16 protein-coding genes and 2 riboswitches are annotated in these 16199 nt (G+C 49.1%); of the genes, 14 read left to right on the top strand and 2 right to left on the bottom strand.

Translation table 11 applies throughout. The annotated features are described in order from the left end of the window. Positions 1 to 12 precede the first annotated feature (12 nt). Positions 13 to 1566: a Ppx/GppA phosphatase family protein gene (locus CAFE_RS18930; protein ID WP_066644167.1), complete on the bottom strand. Its 1554-nt coding sequence runs from the start codon at positions 1564 to 1566 to the stop codon at positions 13 to 15. A 222-nt stretch (positions 1567 to 1788) separates the two neighbouring features. Between CAFE_RS18930 and CAFE_RS18925 the strand changes: the two genes are divergently transcribed. The 7 genes from CAFE_RS18925 (at position 1789) to mreB (ending at position 9988) form a co-directional block, all read left to right on the top strand. After that, entirely contained in the window at positions 1789 to 3030 is a 1242-nt protein-coding gene (locus CAFE_RS18925; RefSeq protein WP_066644168.1) for a CapA family protein, read from the top strand. A 37-nt stretch (positions 3031 to 3067) separates the two neighbouring features. Continuing rightward, positions 3068 to 3200, top strand: a riboswitch (FMN riboswitch). Between the two features lie 238 nt (positions 3201 to 3438). Next, the gene (locus CAFE_RS18920; protein ID WP_233452880.1) at positions 3439 to 4080 is read left to right on the top strand and encodes an ECF transporter S component; all 642 of its coding nucleotides are present in this window, start codon (positions 3439 to 3441) and stop codon (positions 4078 to 4080) included. Between the two features lie 88 nt (positions 4081 to 4168). Beyond that, positions 4169 to 4270: riboswitch (SAM riboswitch) on the top strand. Between the two features lie 92 nt (positions 4271 to 4362). Beyond that, positions 4363 to 5547: a methionine adenosyltransferase gene (gene metK, locus CAFE_RS18915; protein WP_156991437.1), complete on the top strand. Its 1185-nt coding sequence runs from the start codon at positions 4363 to 4365 to the stop codon at positions 5545 to 5547. A gap of 44 nt (positions 5548 to 5591) precedes the next feature. Beyond that, positions 5592 to 5927 (top strand): hypothetical protein, encoded by a 336-nt coding sequence (locus tag CAFE_RS18910; protein WP_066644171.1) that lies wholly within the window; start codon positions 5592 to 5594, stop codon positions 5925 to 5927. Positions 5928 to 5992: 65 nt separating this feature from the next. Further along, a complete protein-coding gene (gene recD2, locus CAFE_RS18905) occupies positions 5993 to 8209 on the top strand; it encodes an SF1B family DNA helicase RecD2 (RefSeq protein ID WP_156991436.1) in 2217 nt (738 codons plus the stop codon). After that, the gene (locus tag CAFE_RS18900) at positions 8199 to 8873 is read left to right on the top strand and encodes a ComF family protein (protein ID WP_066644173.1); all 675 of its coding nucleotides are present in this window, start codon (positions 8199 to 8201) and stop codon (positions 8871 to 8873) included. The genes recD2 and CAFE_RS18900 overlap by 11 nt, the downstream gene beginning before the upstream one ends. An 89-nt stretch (positions 8874 to 8962) precedes the next feature. Further along, the gene (gene mreB / locus CAFE_RS18895; RefSeq protein WP_330594114.1) at positions 8963 to 9988 is read left to right on the top strand and encodes a rod shape-determining protein; all 1026 of its coding nucleotides are present in this window, start codon (positions 8963 to 8965) and stop codon (positions 9986 to 9988) included. A gap of 55 nt (positions 9989 to 10043) precedes the next feature. Here mreB and CAFE_RS18890 read toward each other — a convergent pair whose 3' ends face one another. Then, on the bottom strand, positions 10044 to 10280 hold the full coding sequence (locus CAFE_RS18890; RefSeq protein ID WP_066644175.1) for a hypothetical protein: 237 nt from the start codon (positions 10278 to 10280) through the stop codon (positions 10044 to 10046). A gap of 217 nt (positions 10281 to 10497) precedes the next feature. Between CAFE_RS18890 and CAFE_RS18885 the strand changes: the two genes are divergently transcribed. From CAFE_RS18885 to CAFE_RS18855, 7 genes are all read left to right on the top strand, one after another. Then, positions 10498 to 11391: a DUF5685 family protein gene (locus tag CAFE_RS18885; RefSeq protein ID WP_066644243.1), complete on the top strand. Its 894-nt coding sequence runs from the start codon at positions 10498 to 10500 to the stop codon at positions 11389 to 11391. After that, positions 11384 to 12013 carry a J domain-containing protein gene (locus tag CAFE_RS18880; protein ID WP_066644176.1) on the top strand — a complete coding sequence of 210 codons (630 nt, stop codon included), beginning with the start codon at positions 11384 to 11386 and terminating at the stop codon, positions 12011 to 12013. The genes CAFE_RS18885 and CAFE_RS18880 overlap by 8 nt, the downstream gene beginning before the upstream one ends. A gap of 29 nt (positions 12014 to 12042) precedes the next feature. Next, on the top strand, positions 12043 to 12585 hold the full coding sequence (locus CAFE_RS18875; protein WP_207708903.1) for a hypothetical protein: 543 nt from the start codon (positions 12043 to 12045) through the stop codon (positions 12583 to 12585). Between the two features lie 175 nt (positions 12586 to 12760). Then, positions 12761 to 13633, top strand: coding sequence for a MurR/RpiR family transcriptional regulator (locus CAFE_RS18870; protein ID WP_156991435.1), 873 nt, complete (start codon positions 12761 to 12763; stop codon positions 13631 to 13633). After that, positions 13630 to 14895, top strand: coding sequence for a BaiN/RdsA family NAD(P)/FAD-dependent oxidoreductase (locus CAFE_RS18865; protein ID WP_156991434.1), 1266 nt, complete (start codon positions 13630 to 13632; stop codon positions 14893 to 14895). Before CAFE_RS18870 ends, CAFE_RS18865 begins: the two co-directional genes overlap by 4 nt. Beyond that, positions 14876 to 15544, top strand: coding sequence for a (d)CMP kinase (cmk, locus tag CAFE_RS18860; RefSeq protein WP_156991433.1), 669 nt, complete (start codon positions 14876 to 14878; stop codon positions 15542 to 15544). Before CAFE_RS18865 ends, cmk begins: the two co-directional genes overlap by 20 nt. Next, entirely contained in the window at positions 15545 to 16189 is a 645-nt protein-coding gene (locus CAFE_RS18855) for a lysophospholipid acyltransferase family protein (protein ID WP_233452879.1), read from the top strand. It abuts the gene before it with no gap. The last annotated feature ends 10 nt before the right edge of the window (positions 16190 to 16199 follow it).

The raw sequence follows: 16199 nt of genomic DNA, 5'->3' as shown, positions 1-16199 counted from the left end.
CACACAACCTTTTCACAGCAGGTTAGATTTTATGGTAAGTTCGGGATTGTAACCGAAAACCTCTTTAAAATACGGCGCACACTGATCAAACGCCCATTGCTCCAAAAAAAGATTCGCGTCGCTCTGGGCCGAAATCGTCAACCGGTCCTTTTCCAGCCGGACCTTGATATCGGAGAGCTTTTGTTTTTGCGATTTGTCAAGTGCGTTGGATAACCGGAAGATTGCCACCAGCTTTGAAACGATCAGTCTGTTATTTTCACTCAGCAACGCAAAGGTGTGGTTCCGGTGGCTGGGAACGTCGTATTCATTATAGCGCGCAACAAAAGCCGTCAGCAGCATTTCCTCGTCTGTGAGCCCGTAAATATCCGTGTCCTTGATAATATCGAATGAGCTCTGAAGGTGCTGCTTTACCGTAACATAATGCCCGCAGTCATGCAGGATGGAAGCCAGTTCCAAAAGCAGGCGCTCTCTTCTGCCCAAACCGTGCAGGCCCTTCATTTTATCAAAAATTTTACAGGAAAACCCTCTGACACATTCCGTATGCGCTCTGCTGCAATGATAGGAGTCGGAAATTTTCTTTGCGCAGGAGATTGCGCTGACGCGCACATGGTCCTGATATTGCCCCGAGCTTTTCGCAATCAGCATTTGCCGGATTAAAGCGTCCCAAAGCTCCACTTCCGGCGACAGAATTGTTGCGGAATTCGTGTAATGAAGAAGTTTCATTGCGATTGAAAGAGAAGAATACAGCAGTTCCGCCGTTTCTTCGGAAAGATTATATTTGCGGCCGATCCGTTCCTGCGGCATCTTTCGTATTTGTTGGAATAAATCCTTGATTCTCAGGGAATCCAGTTCATATCTCCCGTCCGCCTGCTCAATTCCGCAGATTTTCGCAATCAGTCGGATCCCGCTGCCGGTCAAAATCAGATTATTAGCCTTGCCGTTTTCCAGTGGGATGTTGATATGCCCTAGGATGGAATCCAAATATTCTTCGACGACGGTATAAAAATCCTCCGTCATATTTTGAATATTCCCCAGCATATCGTGCAGCTTTAAAGACCCCATCGGGATGTTCTGAGAAAAAATCATTTGCTTACCGTCATAGACCGAAAAGCCGATGGTGCCGGCCCCGATATAACAAATCAGAGCGCTTTCACCCCGTTTGTTTTCAATTTTATTCAAATAATTTAAAATTTCCCAATAAATCAGGGTCTTTTCCTGATCATCCTCAAGAACTTCAATCTGCAAGCCGTTTTGAATTTTAAGCTGGTCGATAATGAACGATCGGTTTTCCGCTTCTCTCAGAGCCGTCGTTGCAACCGCCCTGTAGTCCGTTACACCATACCCGTTCAGAACGTCTTCATAACCGTGCAGCAGGGAGGACAGTTCGCGCAGGCTTTCAAAGCTGATCCTTCCGTCTGTAAAAACTTCATGGCCAAGGTGCAGCGGATATTCGAGAGTCTCGAGATCGTCGATTTTTCCTTTTTTCAGCTGAGAAATTCGCATTTTCAGCGCATTGGAGTCTATGTCGAGGACAGCGGCAAGTTTGGGGCTTTTTTTGCGGTTCAATCAATCACCTTCCTTCGAATTTGCCAATAAAATACGAAATACTATATCATAAGAATAACAAGTTTAATCTCGCTTTTCTACCTTTTTTTCGATTTTTTAAGATAATTCTGCCGGTGGCGGAAAACACATGACTTTTGATGCCACTTTGATGGCACAGTATGTTATACTATTATCGTTCGGATCCGTTCGGATCCAAGTAAATTAAAGAAGGTATATTGATTGATGCGTAAAAAAAATCATTCCGCGTTCCGCCGGACGGCGGTCATATCCGTTGCCGTAATAGTATGCGCCGCAGCTGCCGCGTTATATTCCGGGCAAATTCCGGGTTTCAACCGCGCCAGGCCATCGTCTTCCGCAGTGCCATCATCGGCTGAACCCTCCTCAGCGGCATCAAGAGCCTCCTCCTCCAAACCGGCTCAAAAGCCGGTTTCCATTACGATTCTGGGTGCCGGGGACGATTTGATTCACAGTTCCGTGTACAACCATGCCCAAAAGCTGGCGGGAGGAAAAGGCTACGATTTTGACCCGATGTATCAACGCGTTGCCGGCACCATACGCGGCGCCGACGTCGCGGTGATTAATCAGGAATCGGTTTTGGCCTCAAAGGCTGCGCCGATTTCAGGCTATCCACTTTTTAATTCACCGACCGAAGTTGGGGACGAGCTGGTCCATTTAGGGTTCGACGTCATTAATCAGGCGAATAACCATCTGCTGGATATGGGCGAGAAAGGAATCAAGGCAACGCTTGATTACTGGGATACCCAGCCGGTCAAGGCTGTCGGGGCCTATCGAAATGATGAGGACCTTCAGAAAATACGGATTGTGGAGGCAAAGGGGATCAAAACGGCCCATATCGGAATCACGGAGATGACCAACGGTTTGTACCTGCCGAAGGGATCGAATTACCGGATCATCTACGCGAGCGATACGGAATTAATTAAAAGCCTGATTCAAAAGGCGAAAAGCATGGCCGACGTCGTTGTAATATCCGTCCATTGGGGGACCGAAGACACTTATACCCTGACGGACAAGCAGAAAAAACTGGCACAGGACATGGTTAACTGGGGCGCTGATATTATATTCGGAAACCACCCGCATGTGGTGCAGAAGCTCACTTTGCTCACGAGAGCGTCGGACGGGGCAGAGTGTCCGGTGATTTTTGCAATGGGAAATTTTATTTCCGGGCAGCTTTACGGAAGAAACATGGTCAGCGGTCTGCTTACCGTGAAAATGACAAAAAACTTCGAAACAGGAAAAACAACATACTCCGGTATGAAATTCGAGCCGATTGTCACGCACTATGAAACCGGATTTGCGAATCTTGCGATTTACCCGCTGAGCGAATATACGGACGCGCTGGCGAAGAAACACAGCGTCCGGAAACGGACTCCGGAGTTCAGCATGCAGTTCATACAGGATATTATCGATCGGAATATTCCAAAGGAATATCAGGCGGAATCTTGACAGAACCTGAATCCCGTGATATACTGTGGACAAATGAATCAGTCTTCGGGGCGAGGTGAAATTCCTCACCGGCGGTAAAGCGGCAGTGAGCCGACAAGCCCGCGAGCGGAAACGCAGATTTTGGTTGAATTCCAAAGCCGACGGTAAAGTCCGGATGGAAGAAGAAAAACGTTTTAATAGCGTTTATTCCGTCCCGCATTTTTGCGGGACTTTTTTTATTTCATTCGTTAACCCTGCCGAGCATCCGAGATGATCTTTTAGAAAAAGGTTCAGGGCGGGGCGGAATTCCCCATCGGCGGTAAAGCGGCGGCAGCAGCCGATCAGTCCGCAAGCGGCAGTCAGCCGCAGATTTCGGTCCGTTTCCAAAGCCGACGTTAAATTCCGGATGAAAGAAGAGGAGAAAAATAGATGAGTTCTATGAACTATGAAAAAGCAGGCAAGAGACAGGGATTAAAGCTGGATGCCCGGAGTATCGCACAGATCGGCGTTCTTTCGGGGATCGCTTTTTTGCTGATGATGTTTGAATTTCCGCTTTGGTTTGCTCCGGCATTTTACCAGCTTGACTTCAGCGAACTGCCGGTCCTGATCGGAGCCTTCGCAATGGGCCCCGCGGCCGGGGCGCTGATTGAGCTGATCAAAGTATTACTCTATATGCTGATTCACGGCAGTTCCACCGCAGGCGTGGGCGACCTTGCCAATTTTTTAATTGGAAGTTCCATGGTGATTCCCAGCGCGATTATTTATCAGCATCATAAATCAAGGCGGTATGCGATTGTCGGATTAATTACCGGAACGCTGGCGTTGATTGTAGTCGGCAGCCTGATAAACGCCTATGTGCTCCTTCCTGTTTATGCGGCTGCTTTTCATATGCCGATGAATGCTTTAATCAGTATGGGTTCCGCTGTTAATCCATCGATTCAGGGACTTACGACCTTTATTCTGTTGGCCGTAGCGCCGTTCAACCTGTTTAAAGGAGTTACCGTTTCCTGCCTGACCATGCTGCTTTATAAAAAAGTCAGTCCCATTTTACACAACAGGATAGGCAAATGACATAGAATATGATGAGCCGGGTATTTATGGTTAACGCTTTACAACTTCTGCGGCCTGTGCTATAATTTGTTTATTAAAAATGAATAGGTCCTTATCAAGAGCGACGGAGGGAACAGGCCCTGTGATGTCCGACAACCTGCTTTTAAGAAAGCAAGGTGCCAAATCCTGCGGGAAAGCCGAAAGATGAGGTGGATCAATACCGTCCGGTTTTCCGGACGGTGTTTTTTTATTTTTCAGGGATGGCCTAAGGCCAACTGAGGAAAGTCAGGAGGAAACAAATATATGTCAAAGCATTTTTTTACGTCGGAATCCGTAACGGAAGGGCACCCCGATAAAATGTGTGACCAGATTGCGGACGCCGTTTTGGACGCGATCATAGCCCAGGACCCGGCGGCGCACGTTGCGTGTGAGGTTACGGCGACGACAGGAATCATTCATGTAATGGGAGAAATCTCGACAAACTGTTACGTGGATATTGCCTCCATTGCAAGGGACGTCGTAAAGGATATCGGATACAATAACCCGGATTGCGGTTTTGACGGAAACACCTGCGGGGTATTAACTTCGATTGATGTGCAGTCGCCGGACATCGCCATGGGTGTGGACCGCTCCTACGAAGCAAAAAACGGCGCAACGGATGAAAGCGACCTGATTGGAGCCGGAGACCAGGGGCTTATGTTCGGTTATGCCTGCGATGAAACCCCCGAACTGATGCCGCTTCCTATTTCACTTGCCCATAAACTGGCCAGGCGGCTGAGCGAAGTGAGAAAAACCGGACTGATTCCTTACCTGAGGCCGGATGGCAAAACTCAGGTTACTGTGGAATACGAGGAAGACAGACCTGTCCGTGTGGACACGGTTGTGGTTTCGGCCCAGCATAGCCCGGATGTCACCTTGGAACAGATTCGCGTCGATGTAATGAAACATGTGATTCAGGCGGTGGTTCCACAGCGGTGGCTGGATGAAAAAACAAAGTATTATGTCAATCCAACCGGAAGGTTTGTAATCGGCGGTCCGGTCGGAGACAGCGGGCTGACCGGAAGAAAAATCATCGTTGACACCTACGGCGGATATGCCCGTCACGGCGGCGGCGCATTTTCAGGGAAAGACCCGACGAAGGTCGATCGCTCCGCGTCCTATGCCGCCCGCTACATCGCCAAAAACCTTGTCGCGGCGGGAATAGCCAGAAAATGCGAGGTGCAGCTCGCCTATGCGATCGGCGTTGCCAGGCCTGTCTCCGTCCGTGTCGACACGTTCGGAACTTCACCTTACACGGGAGAAGAACTTTCCGATGCGGTTGAAAAGACATTTGATTTAAGACCCGGCGCGATCATCCGGGATTTGGACCTTCGGCGCCCCATTTTCCGCTCTGTCTCCAATTACGGCCATATGGGCCGGGAGGACCTCGGCGTTTCCTGGGAAAAATGCGATCGTGTGGATGCACTGAAAGCCGTATTGAAAAAATAATCAAAATTCCGCCCCGGCACATAGAATGTGTTGGGGTGGTTTTTATGTTTGAAATTATTTTCAAAAGTGTTTTTGTGCTGTTTGCCATTCTTGGAATTGTGGAAGCATTCCGGATGTTTTTATTCTGGCTGCTGAAAACAAAAAATCCGGGTGGATTTTTTCTGATCGTTTCCATGACCGGGCATGACGAAGAAGCGGAATTGGTTTTAAGAAGTGCCTGCGAGCGGATTAAATGGTTTCCGGACAGTGCAGCGCAGCTTCTGGTCGTCGATTGTGGTATGGACGAAGAGACCAGACGAATCTGTGAAATCGCTTGCTACGAACTGCCGGAAATCCGGCTCTGCCGGCCGGATGAAGTACAAAAGATCCTTTGCCGTTAATATTTGCAAATACATATCGGATCGTTTATACTAGAGATATTACAACGCGAACAAGAGGGAACTGGATGGCGGAAACAGGACTTCTGGAAATGACCGGAACGGTGGAACAGATTATTTTTCGAAACGAAAAAAACGGATATGCCGTTATTGAAATCAATAACGGCGAAGAACTGGTTACGGCGGTGGGGAATTTGCCGTTTGTCGGTGCCGGCGAGGAATTGCATGTCGTTGGAAACTGGATCACCAGCCAGAATTATGGGGAGCAGTTCCATGTGGAGGCGTTTGAGCGTTCCAAACCGGCCAATGAAGCGGCCATGCTGAAATATCTCTCCTCCGGCGCCGTAAAGGGGGTCGGACCGTCTACGGCGAAAAAAATAGTGGAGCTTTTTGGCGGCACTGCGCTGGAGGTCATGGAAAACGAGCCGGAACGCCTTTGCTCCGTTCGGGGCATTACGAAGCCAAAGGCGGAAAAAATCTGCGAAGAGGTAAAAAGGCTCGGCGGAATCAGGCAGATGATGGTACAGCTTGGCGGATATGGGATTTCTCCCGAGGAGGCCGTGCGCGTCTGGAAATATTACGGCGCGCAGTCAGTAGACCGCGTCAGAGAAAATCCATACTGTCTCTGCGAGGACGGCGTGAGCATCGGATTCGACCGGGCCGACCGGATTGCCGCGTCGCTGGAACGCCCGCAGGACGACATCTGCCGCGTTCGCGCGGGAATCCTTCACGTGATCAAGCACAATATGGGAAACGGACATACCTGTTTGCCTGCGGACAAGCTGACCTCGGCCGCGGCCCGCCTGCTGGGAGTGGAACAGAGCCTGACCCGCGACGTCCTTGAGGATTTAAAAGCGGATACATCCGTTGTCGCCTGTACTTTTCGAGACAGGGAATTTGTTTTTCTTCCCGGTCTTTATCGCTCTGAGGTTTATTCCGCGGAACGGATCAAAATGCTGCTCCGCTTTCCGGCTCCGTCGGTTACGGGAGTTGACGACAGGCTTGCGGAGGTTGAAAGGGAATTCGGAATTCAGTACGCCGAAGGGCAGAAGCAGGCTGTGCGGGAGGCTTTGTCCAAAGGAATTTTGATTCTGACCGGCGGCCCGGGTACCGGAAAAACAACGACGCTGAACGCGATCATCCGCCTGCTGGAGCGCAGCGGTGAAAAGGTTTTGCTTGCGGCGCCGACCGGCAGGGCGGCGAAACGGATGTCGGAGCTGACAGGCAGGGAGGCAAAAACCATTCATCGGCTTTTACAGGTGGAGTGGGACGAAGAGGACAGGCCCGTATTTGCCCGGAATGAAAAAAATTTGCTTGAGTGCGATGCGCTCGTAATTGACGAATTATCCATGGTTGACACCGCCCTTTTTGAAGCTTTTTTAAGGGCGCTTCCGCTTGGACGCAGGCTGATCCTTGTTGGCGACAGCGACCAGCTTCCTTCCGTCGGGCCGGGGAATGTGATCGGAGATCTGATCGCTTCCGGGCTTCTGCCCGTTGTGCAGCTTCGGCAGGTTTTCCGGCAATCCATGCAGAGCCTGATTGTAAGAAACGCTCACCGGATTGTTTCCGGGGAAATGCCGGAACTTGACATCAGAAATGAAGACTTTTTCTTTTTAAAATGCACTGTTCCGGCAAATATCGGCGCAACCATTGTTGATTTATGCAACCGCCGGCTTCCGGAAAGCTACGGTTTTTCTTCCCTGACAGAGATACAGGTTCTTTCGCCGTCACGAAAAGGAGAGCTTGGAACAACGGAATTGAATAAAAAACTTCAACAGGCAATCAATCCACCGGACGGCCGAAAGACGGAAATCCGGGTAAACGGCTCGCTTTTCCGCGAGGGCGACAAAGTCATGCAGGTTCGCAACGATTACAATCTGCCGTGGAACCGCTTGGACGGTTCGGTAGGAGAGGGCGTATTTAACGGCGACCTTGGTATCATTCAGTCGATAGATCGCCGAGCTTCTGTGATCACGGTTCGCATGGACGATCGAATTGTCTCTTACGAGACCGAGACTGCGGCGGAACTGGAACTTGCCTATGCGATGACGGTACATAAAAGCCAGGGCAATGAATTTCCCGCGGTAGTCATGCCGATGTACCGGGGTGCGCCTCAGCTTGCTTACAGAAATCTGCTCTATACTGCGGTGACCCGGGCTAAGTCCCTGCTGATCCTTGTCGGCACTCCTGAAACGGTTCGTTCTATGGTTGAAAACAATCGCAAGACCAGACGGTACACGGGACTGGCCTATCTTTTAACCGGGGGCGGGGAGGATGAAGTTTAAAAAAATAATTTTATTCTGTCTGGAATTGATCTTTCCGCCGCATTGCATTTTCTGCGACAAGATCGTTGCGCCGGGAACAAAAATTTGTCAGGGCTGCGTCTGCGCAATCAAGCCTGTCAGCGCAGTGCGCTGCATGAATCTTCCCGACAGCGGACAGAATATTCCATGTGCCGTCCTCTACTCCTACGAGGATCAGGTTCGTGATTCGATCATAAGATTTAAGTTTTACGGAGAAAAAAGCAACGCGGAATTTTATGCGGATCAGCTTTCTGAATTGATCGGGAACCGAATGAACGCGTCTTCCTTTGATGTAGTAACGGCGGTACCGATTTCCCACGAAAGAAAAAAAGGCCGCGGATATAATCAGTCGGAGTTGATTGCAAGAAAAATCGCTGAAAAGCTGAATCTTCCCTATCGGGAATGCCTTGAGAAAATTCGCGATAATCCGGAGCAGCATCTGCTTCCGCGCACGGAGCGAATGAAAAATGTCAAGGGAATTTACCGAGCCGACAAAGATTTGGCCGCCGGGGAAAGCGTATTGTTGATAGACGATATTGTAACAACAGGCTTTACCCTTTGCGAATGTGCCAGGGTCCTTCTCGAAAACGGAGCCAAAGCCGTTTCGTGTGCCGCAATCGCGCAGGTTGAAAGGACGCCTTGTTGAAATTGAACGTATTTTATTTTATAATAAGCGGGTGAATTTAGTCCGCATTTGCTTCCGAATGTGTTTTTATAAGAAATGGATGTGATTTTGTGCTGGGAACCGACCTTGCGATAGACCTTGGTACGTCTACGACAAAAATCTATCTTGATGGTAAAGGAATTATTCTGAACGAGCCTTCCGCTGCGGCGGTTAATGTTGAAACGGGTGAGGTTGTCGCGACCGGAAAAGAAGCCTACACGATGATTGGGCGGACTTCCGATAAAATTAATGTCTGCCTGCCGCTGGAGGGGGGGGTGATTTCCAATTTTGACCTGGCCCAATACCTGATCGGGACATACTTAAAGAAGATTAATCAGAGCCGCGTTGTAATGCCGCGCGTCGTGGTCAGCGTCCCCTGTAAAATAACGGAAGTGGAAAAGCGAGCGGTTGTCGATGCAATCAGTTCTTCCGGCGTGAGAAAAATCTGTCTGATCGAAGAGCCAGTGGCCGCGGCGCTGGGGGCGGGAGTGGACATTTCAGAGCCTCACGGAACCCTTGTTGTTGACATCGGCGGCGGAACAACGGATATGGCGGTGCTTTCACTCAGCGGTATTGCGATATCCCGCTCTGTCAAAGTGGCCGGCAATGCTTTCAATGAAGCGATTATCAAATACATCAGGAGAAAATACAACCTGATTATCGGGCGGCGCATGGCTGAAAACGCCAAGCTGGCGATCGGGTGCGTTTATCCCAGAAAAGATGTTTCAACATTTCGGGTGAAGGGCCGCAACGCGATGACCGGACTGCCGCAGTGGGCGGACATTACGAGTGACGAAATTCTGGAGGCTTTGATCGACAGTGTCATGCAGGTGATCCGCGTCATTCAGGAAATGCTGGAAAAGACCCCTCCGGAATTGGTCGGGGATGTCTATTCCGACGGGATGATTTTAACGGGCGGTTCCGCTCAGCTGTTTGGTTTCGACAGTCTGATTTCCAAAAAGACAAAAATGCCGGTGCATATTGCCGGCGATCCTCAGAATTGCGTGGCGGTGGGCGCCGGAAAGGCAATTCGCTTTATTGACGATATTGAAAATAAATCTTATGGAATTCTGAATCCGCTGAGCGCGGCTTACTAAGTTGAAGGGATAAAAAAACGCCGCTGCAATCATACAGCGGCGTTCAAAATTCATTTTATTTACTCATCATATAGTTTATAAACATCAACTCGTCTTCTGGGTTTTCTACACTTAATTCCGCCGATACAGTCGAGTTTTTCGTTTTTTCAAGCAAAGCACGCACGCCGTACAGTTGACATAGCTTGCTTTTCAGATTCAGTTTGTTTCCATCATCCGTTACCAGATAAACATTTCCTTTTGACTGGTCCAGCAATTCAATTAATTTAATCACGTCGATATCATATAATTTCATATTTTATACCTCCTGTCCTTATTACTTTATTTCATTATACGATGCCATTTAAAAAAAAACAATGCTTTTTCCGGTAATATCATTCTGGACCGCGGGACAAAGGGATATTCCGATGCATCCCAATAAAATTTACACATTGTTAATTAAATGTCGGTGCGGGGTAGAGTAAAATAAGATTGAACTTGTGGCGATCTCAATAGGAATAAGGATGATCTTTTTGTTTGGCTATGTGAAACCTCAGAAATCGGAACTTCTTGTACGGGAACTTGAAGCGTATAACGGAATTTACTGCTCGCTTTGCAAGATTCTCGGTAAAAAATACGGGATTGCTGCAAGGCTTGCATTGAATTATGACTGTACTTTTTACGCGCTCGTTCTGATTTCGGCTTCTTCAGAACCGATTCCCAAACTAGAAAAGGGAAGATGTGTGGTTAACCCGCTCAAGCAATGCGCATTCTGCGAAAAAGCGGGGCTGGAATTTGAACAGGCTTCCGCTCTTACGATGATATTATTGTATCATAAGCTGAAAGACGATATTTTTGATTCGAAAGGTTTCAAAAAGTATCTGCGCGTTTTTGTTCTGCCGATTGTCAGACATGCCTATCGCAAGGCGGCAGCCGATTATCCGGGACTAGGTGAAATTATATCGGAGGCGATGGACCGGCAGCGTGAGATTGAACATAGGGATTCGCCCGGACTGGATTCCTGTGCGGAACCGACGGCACGGATGATGGAGCGCATTATGGAGTTCTCTTCGGGGGAAGATCCGTCCACGCCAAAATCGCGCGTTTTGAATCGGTTTGGCTATTATATTGGCCGCTGGATTTATTTTATTGACGCGGCGGACGACCTGAGCGACGATCTAAAAGAAGGCGCGTTTAATCCACTTGCGATCCGGTTCCATCTGAACGGCGAAAGCGATCCCGAGGATATCCGAAAAGCGAGGGCTTATGCAAACGAGGTTTTAAACCAAACGCTTTCGCAGCTTGGCGCGGCTTATAATTTGATGGAAATGAATTCAATGGGTTCTATTGTCCGGAATGTCGTTTTTCTGGGCCTGCCGCAGATGCAGAAGGAACTGTTGTTTAAAAAGGAGAAAACGAATGTCTGATCCTTACAGAGTTCTTGGAGTATCGCCGAACGCAACGGATGACGAAATAAAAAGCGCTTACCGGGAACTTGCGAAGAAATATCATCCGGATAATTACGCGGACAGTCCGCTGGCCGATCTTGCCGGAGAAAAAATGAAAGAAGTCAACGAGGCGTACGACCAGATTATCAAAGAACGCAGGCAGCGGAAAAACGGCGGTCAAAGCGGGTATGCGGGGTATTCCGGAACCGAAGGCTATTCAGGCCGGAGCACGGGGTTTTATGATGTACGCAACCTGATTAATTCCGAAAGGATTGCGGATGCCGAACAGATTCTGGACGGCGTTCCGCTGGAAAACCGGAACGCCGAATGGTTCTTTTTGAAGGGCACTGTTCTTTACAGACGCGGATGGCTGGATGAAGCCTATAACGATTTTGCAAACGCCTGCCGGATGGATCCTTCCAATGCGGAGTACCGTGCCGCTTTTAACCAGGTAACGAATCAGCGAAACGGCATGTTCGGCGGATACAATCCCAATGTTCCGCAGTACGGAGGGGTTGGCGGCTGCGATCTGTGCACGTCGCTGTGCCTTGCAAACCTCTGCTGTAACTGCTTTGGCGGAAGCGTTTACCCTTGCTGCTGATCCGTTCGTTTTTTTGGAGGAAGATTGAGTTGAATCACAGCCTTCGATTGGCTTTTTGTTCTGTGGTAACTGCGCTCGGCACCGCGGTGATGTTTCTGACCGGCATGATTCCGGTTGGAACCTATGCGCTTCCTGCTTTTGCGGGGATTCTGATGATTTCCGTTGTGGCTGAAGCCGGAACCGGCTGGGCTTTCAGCGTCTATGCGGCGCAGTCCATTCTTTCCGTGCTTCTTGCCGCGGACAAGGAGGCCGTCTTATTTTTTGTCTTGTTTTTCGGGTATTATCCGATTCTCAAGTCTTTATTGGAAAATCATTTACGCAGGATAGAGCTCCAGACGGCCGTGAAATTGATTGTATTCAATGCTGCGGCCGTACTGGATTTTTGTCTGTCGGTTGCTTTTCTGAGCGTACCCAAAGAGAGTTTTTCGATTTTCGGCTATTATCTCCCCTGGCTGTTCCTTTTGGCCGGAAATGTTGTTTTTCTGATTTATGATTACGCCGTTTCGCTCCTGGTAATCACATACTTTAGCAGGATACATCCAATGATAAAAAAACTGTTCCGGTCAAAATAGGCTGCCTTGTCCTATCAGCGGAAGTTTTACTTGATTTTTAACGACTGCGGAATTAAAATAAGGATTGGACCGGAAATCAATATCCGGCCACTCTTTTTGATGAAAAAGGAGTCCCCGGCTCAAAATGCTCTGGGCGGGCCGTCGGGGACAAATGCAGAGAAAAGGCGGAGTTGGAATGGATAATTTACTTGCGGTAAGAATTCAGAACAAGGTTGACAGTTTTTCAAAAGGTCAAAAGCGTATCGCAGCATATATAGAAGAGCATTATGATAAAGTCGCGTTTATGACGGCCTCCAAGCTGGGAGCCACCGTTGGGGTCAGTGAATCGACGGTTGTGCGTTTTGCCACCCAGATCGGCTATGCGGGATATCCGCAGCTTCAGCAGGCGATACAGGAAATGATCCGCAATAAGCTGACCTCCTTTCAGCGTATGGAGGTTACGACGGAACGGATAGGAAATTCAGATGTTCTTGATTTTGTATTCAATCAGGATATTGACGTAATACGCCGTACGATGGAGGAAACAAATCACGACAGCTTTTACAAAGCCGTAGATTCCATTGTGGCGTCCAGAAAGATCTATATCCTGGCGGCGCGAAGTGCGCTGGCGCTTGGGACTTTTCTTTCTTATTACCTGAACCTGTTGTTCGAAAATGTTCTGTTGGTTCAGGCCACGAGCGAAGGCGAAATTTTTGAGCAGATGATCAGGGTTGATGAAAGTGACACGGTCATTGGGATCAGCTTTCCGCGTTATTCCAGAAAAATCGCGAAAGCGATGAATTTTGCGCATGACAGGGGTGCCAAAGTGATAGGGATTACAGACAGTTCCCTTTCGCCGGTTGCTCAGGCATCCGACTGCGTGCTGCTTGCCAGAAGCGAAATTGCTTCCATTGTGGATTCGCTTTGCGCACCGCTCAGCCTGATCAATGCGCTGATTGTCGCGACTTCCCTGAAAAAGTCTGAAGAGTCTAAAAAAATCTTTCAGAATCTCGAAGATATCTGGGACGCTTACGGCGTTTATGAAAAGGTGGATGACAGCTCGAATTGAAGTTTGATGTTTTAGTAATCGGCGCGGGAGCCGCCGGGATGATGGCGGCCGGGACAGCAGCCCAGAGGGGCCTAAGGGTCTGCCTGCTGGAAAAAAATCAGAAACCGGGCAGGAAGATCGGAATTACCGGCAAGGGAAGATGTAATCTCACGAATCACTGCAGCGTGCCGGAGTTCATCGCTTCAGTACCGACAAACGGCCGCTTTTTATACGGCGCGGCTTCTCGGTTTTCTCCGTACGATACCATGAGCTTTTTTGAAAATTTGGGCGTGCCGCTCAAAACTGAGCGCGGGAACCGGGTTTTTCCCCAGTCCGACAAAGCTGCCGATGTCGTCGGGGCACTGGAGCGGTTTGTCAAAGCATCGGGCGCTCAAATGATAAACAGAGAAGCAAAACAGCTTTTGATTTCAGACGGCCGTATTCAGGGAGTAAGCCTGAAGGACGGCAGCCAAATTTCTGCGCAGAGTGTGGTAGTTTGCTGTGGCGGAAAATCATATCCCGCAACCGGTTCAACAGGGGACGGGTATCTTTTTGCAAGGCAAGCGGGACATACCGTGACGCGGCTTCGGCCTTCACTGGTTCCGCTTGTTGTTCAGGGCACGGATTGCAAAGAAATGATGGGGCTGTCTCTAAAAAATATTTCAATCAGCGTTAAAGATCTGAAATCCGGCAAAATCATCTATGAAGATTTCGGCGAACTGCTGTTTACCCATTTCGGGCTTTCCGGCCCTGTCATCCTCAGTGCCAGCGCTCATCTTCGCGATATGTCGCCGGGCCGTTACCGTATTGCGATCGATTTAAAGCCCGCTCTCAGTCCGGAGAAGCTGGATGCCCGCCTGGTTCGGGAGTTCAGAGAAAATCAGAACCGGGATTTTGAAAATTCACTTTCCTCTTTATTGCCAAGAGCGATGATCCCCGTGGCGGTTCGCAGGTCCGGGATAGAACCTCACATTAAATGTAATTTGATTACCAGGGAAATACGCCATGATTTTGCTTCTCTGCTGAAATCCTTTTCATTTTCGATCGAAGCTTTTCGTCCGATTGAAGAGGCTGTGGTCACATCGGGAGGGGTTTCTGTTCGGGAGGTTGACCCGAAGACGATGCAGTCCAAGCTGATAAAGGGCTTGTATTTTGCAGGCGAAGTTTTGGATGTGGACGCCTATACCGGCGGATACAATCTGCAGATTGCGTTTTCCACCGGCCGGCTGGCCGGAAATTCCGTACCAGTTAGGGGGATCATAGATGATTGCTGTTGCGATTGACGGACCGGCCGGGGCGGGGAAGAGTACGGTAGCCAGGCGGGCGGCTAAAATTCTTGGATTTGTTTACGTTGATACGGGAGCTTTGTACCGTGCGATTGGTCTGTACATGATTAATCACGGGATAGCGCCGGTTAATCGGGAAGCCGTTTGCGCCGCGCTTTCAAACGTGTCTGTTTCCCTTGATTTTCAGGATGGGGAGCAGAAAGTGTTTCTTTGCGGCAGCGACGTAACGCCGGAAATCCGTGCTGAAGAGGTTTCCAACGCCGCTTCTGCGGTTTCAGCAATCCCGGAGGTGCGGCAATTTTTGTTTTCCATGCAAAGAACCCTTGCCGCCGAGCGGAACGTCGTAATGGACGGCCGCGATATCGGCACGGTGGTCCTTCCGAATGCTCAGGTCAAAATATTTCTTACCGCTTCACCGGAAGAACGGGCGCAAAGAAGATACAGAGAATTGCTGCAAAAAGGTAAAAAGGCGGAATACTCCGAGGTTTTAAAGGATATGATTCAGCGCGACTATCATGATTCACACCGCGAGGTTGCTCCGCTGGTTCCCGCGAAAGATTCTGTGCAGATTGACACATCCGGGAATACATTGGAGCAGTCTATAAATCGGGTCGTCAATGTGATACGCTCGGGATTGAAAATCTGAATGGAAATTGGTGAAAGAATGAAACGGACTCCTCTTTATTCTTTTTTAAGAACATTTATGCCTTGGTTTTTTCGCAGTTTGATGCCGATTCTGGTTCGAAACGCGGAAAATTTGCCGAAAGACGGAAAGGCGATTCTTTGCTGCAACCATATGAGCATGACGGACCCACTTCGGCTTGCCTACAGTCAAAAACGCCAGATCTATTTTATGGCAAAGGAAGAATTGTTTCATATTAGATTCCTTGCACCAATCATCAAATCCCTGGGAGCTTTTCCCGTTTCAAGGGGAAAGGGAGATAAAACAGCAATTTATACAGCCAAGGATATTCTGGACACCGGCCGGATTCTGGGGATTTTTATCGAGGGAACCCGTACGAGGGACGGAAATTTTCTGCACCCGAAATCCGGTGCGGTCATGCTGGCGCACAACTGCCATGCTCCGATTGTTCCGTGCTGCATTACGCCTAAAAAAGGCAGAATGCCAAGGCTGTTTCATCCATGCTATGTCTCATTTGGGGCCCCTATTTCAGAGGAAGAGCTTGGAATCAAAAACGGTACTCCGTCGGAATTCCGGAATGCAAGCAAGCTTGTTATGGCCAGAATTGCGGAACTGAGGGAGGCGGATCTCGGGAATTCCCGAGGATGAAAATAAGTCG

Source organism: Caproicibacter fermentans (genome assembly GCF_009746625.1).
GTDB classification, from domain to species: Bacteria; Bacillota; Clostridia; order Oscillospirales; family Acutalibacteraceae; genus Caproicibacter; species Caproicibacter fermentans.
The sequence above is the reverse complement of the archived record's forward strand: the minus strand, read 5'-3'. Positions and strand labels throughout refer to the sequence as shown.

What these genes read in the sequence shown, in the direction of transcription:
- CAFE_RS18925 (WP_066644168.1), top strand. Translation starts at nt 1,789, where the DNA reads ATGCGTAAAAAAAATCATTCCGCGTTCCGCCGGACGGCGGTCATATCC.
- CAFE_RS18900 (WP_066644173.1), top strand. Translation starts at nt 8,199, where the DNA reads ATGAAGTTTAAAAAAATAATTTTATTCTGTCTGGAATTGATCTTTCCG.
- CAFE_RS18880 (WP_066644176.1), top strand. Translation starts at nt 11,384, where the DNA reads ATGTCTGATCCTTACAGAGTTCTTGGAGTATCGCCGAACGCAACGGAT.
- CAFE_RS18855 (WP_233452879.1), top strand. Translation starts at nt 15,545, where the DNA reads ATGGAAATTGGTGAAAGAATGAAACGGACTCCTCTTTATTCTTTTTTA.
- metK (WP_156991437.1), top strand. Translation starts at nt 4,363, where the DNA reads ATGTCAAAGCATTTTTTTACGTCGGAATCCGTAACGGAAGGGCACCCC.
- CAFE_RS18910 (WP_066644171.1), top strand. Translation starts at nt 5,592, where the DNA reads ATGTTTGAAATTATTTTCAAAAGTGTTTTTGTGCTGTTTGCCATTCTT.
- cmk (WP_156991433.1), top strand. Translation starts at nt 14,876, where the DNA reads ATGATTGCTGTTGCGATTGACGGACCGGCCGGGGCGGGGAAGAGTACG.
- CAFE_RS18920 (WP_233452880.1), top strand. Translation starts at nt 3,439, where the DNA reads ATGAGTTCTATGAACTATGAAAAAGCAGGCAAGAGACAGGGATTAAAG.
- CAFE_RS18870 (WP_156991435.1), top strand. Translation starts at nt 12,761, where the DNA reads ATGGATAATTTACTTGCGGTAAGAATTCAGAACAAGGTTGACAGTTTT.
- recD2 (WP_156991436.1), top strand. Translation starts at nt 5,993, where the DNA reads ATGGCGGAAACAGGACTTCTGGAAATGACCGGAACGGTGGAACAGATT.
- CAFE_RS18890 (WP_066644175.1), bottom strand. Translation starts at nt 10,280, where the DNA reads ATGAAATTATATGATATCGACGTGATTAAATTAATTGAATTGCTGGAC.